Origin of the sequence: Henriciella sp. (genome assembly GCF_049649345.1) — a bacterium.
GTDB lineage: Bacteria > Pseudomonadota > Alphaproteobacteria > Caulobacterales > Hyphomonadaceae > Henriciella.
Map to the genome: position 1 here is coordinate 1 of NZ_JBARZC010000063.1, position 1,679 is coordinate 1,679.

General features: G+C 64.7%; 5 protein-coding genes and 1 pseudogene. 5 read left to right on the forward strand and 1 reads right to left on the reverse strand.

The window, feature by feature from the left end; all coding sequences use genetic code 11:
• The 3 genes and pseudogenes from WA989_RS01540 to WA989_RS01550 form a co-directional block, all read left to right on the forward strand.
• Positions 1-201: hypothetical protein (locus tag WA989_RS01540; protein ID WP_424338770.1), on the forward strand; the 201-nt coding region annotated here is incomplete at its 5' end.
• A 98-nt stretch (positions 202-299) separates the two neighbouring features.
• Positions 300-566: a hypothetical protein gene (locus WA989_RS01545; RefSeq protein WP_424338771.1), complete on the forward strand. Its 267-nt coding sequence runs from the start codon at positions 300-302 to the stop codon at positions 564-566.
• 94 nt (positions 567-660) lie between these two features.
• Positions 661-720: pseudogene (locus tag WA989_RS01550) on the forward strand (hypothetical protein); the annotation flags it as partial.
• Positions 721-726: 6 nt separating this feature from the next.
• On the opposite strand, the gene WA989_RS01555 reads toward WA989_RS01550, so the two are convergent.
• Entirely contained in the window at positions 727-1,017 is a 291-nt protein-coding gene (locus tag WA989_RS01555) for a hypothetical protein (protein ID WP_424338772.1), read from the reverse strand.
• 79 nt (positions 1,018-1,096) lie between these two features.
• On the opposite strand from WA989_RS01555, the gene WA989_RS01560 reads away from it, so the two are divergent.
• Entirely contained in the window at positions 1,097-1,345 is a 249-nt protein-coding gene (locus tag WA989_RS01560; protein WP_424338773.1) for a hypothetical protein, read from the forward strand.
• A 169-nt stretch (positions 1,346-1,514) separates the two neighbouring features.
• On the forward strand, positions 1,515-1,679 hold a 165-nt coding region (locus tag WA989_RS01565; RefSeq protein ID WP_424338774.1), incomplete at its 3' end, for a universal stress protein.

Consider the following 1,679-nt stretch of genomic DNA (forward strand, 5'->3'; position numbering starts at 1 on the left):
GCGATCACCGCGCGCTTTGATGCCGAACCGCGCCTGCGACAGGGCATTGTGCCTTCGGAACGGGCGGCATTGATGCTTGACTCCATGAACGCCCAGGCCATCCGAACTCGTGCAGGAGCCTCGCGAATCGAGCTTCCGGATGGCCTTGATGCAAGGGTTTGCGCAGTTCTGGCAGATCTGCGCGACGGCACCGATCGGTAATGATCTCCGCATGGCTTACCGCTACCTGCCGATCGACCGCCAGCTCATCAACAAGGAGCGCCTCGGCACCGTGATCGCGCTCGACGGGCAGAAAGCCGATGCAGCCTGAGGAATACCGGCACGATTTTGGGGCAGGGCTGCTCAACGAGCGCGAAGTGAACGACATTGCGGAGGCGGCCCTCAGGAAGCGGGGACCAGAGGATCTCGGCGAACTCGCCCAGTCGCTCATGCGCCACGCCGAATGGCCACGCGCCGGCTTTCTGAATCCAATGGAAGAGGCGCGTATCTGGGCGGAAATGGACTGTCGCGATACGCTCAAGGCGTATGTGCTCGCCCGCTTCAGGGCGCTTCCGAGAAAGGATTAGGTCGCCTTCCTATACTACCTCCCGAGCGCTTTCGGAATGACGGGAACCGGCCGGCAATCCCGGACGGCCTCGCGGCGCTCGCCACAAGGCCAGCCTGGCTGTCGAGCAGCTCCTCGACGGCGAGGCCGATGCGCTGAGCCGAAAGTTAGTCGAGATGGCGCTAGAGGGCGACATCGCCGCTCTGCGTCTCTGCCTGGAGCGGATCTACCCGCCGCGGAAGGACGCGCATGTCGTCGTCGACCTGCCCCGGATGGCCTCGGCCCGTGATGCAGCCGACGCCATGGTGGCCGTCACTGCGGCGATTGCCCGTGTTGAGCTGACGCTGCAGGAGGGCGTCGGTTTCACTACCCTGACCGGGAGCCACCAGCAGACGCTGGAAGTGGTGGAGGTGGAGCGCTGGAGAAGATGATGCAGAGCCTGCCGCCAGCGTTTCAGCGGTAGCGATCGCCACCGCAATTCCACGCTGGAAGGAAACCCGATGACATTCCAAGTCAACGGCTTCGAGGCCACCCAGATCGGGATCTACGCTGATGGCACGCCATAGCCGCCGCGTTGCGAGCCTTGTCGCGAAGCTCGGCAATCCAGATGACATGGAGCGGGCGCGGCTGGAACGGATGGCCGACGAGCACATCGAGCGGGAGCCGGTCGAGGATGCGGTCAAATGCGGGTTCGATCCCGACGTCGCGGCCGCCGATCCCTCTGCTGCTCTGTCGTCGCTGGAGACGCATTGCGATTGCGTACTTCGAGGCGCTGCCCCCGGAGGCAACAGGCCGGGATGACCGCGGATGGCCATGATCCGCGCAAGCGCGTCTATCCGGAGCCAGCGTAGCGGAATGGCCACTTCGACACATCGATCAGTACCACGGAGAACCGCATGAACGACCTGTCCCGCCCCGAGCACCTGCCGTCGATGCCAGGGAAACCGGCGTCGAGTTCACGAAGAGCCACCTGCGCTTCGGCCGCGCCGACGGCGAAACGATCATGCCGGCCGAAGAAATCGGCGCGGACCTCATCGTGATCGGAAACCGCTCGGGCGACGCGATGAGCCGCATCCTGCTGGGCAACGACGCCGAAAGCATCGTCCGCCACGCTCCATGCGCCGTCCTCGTCGCA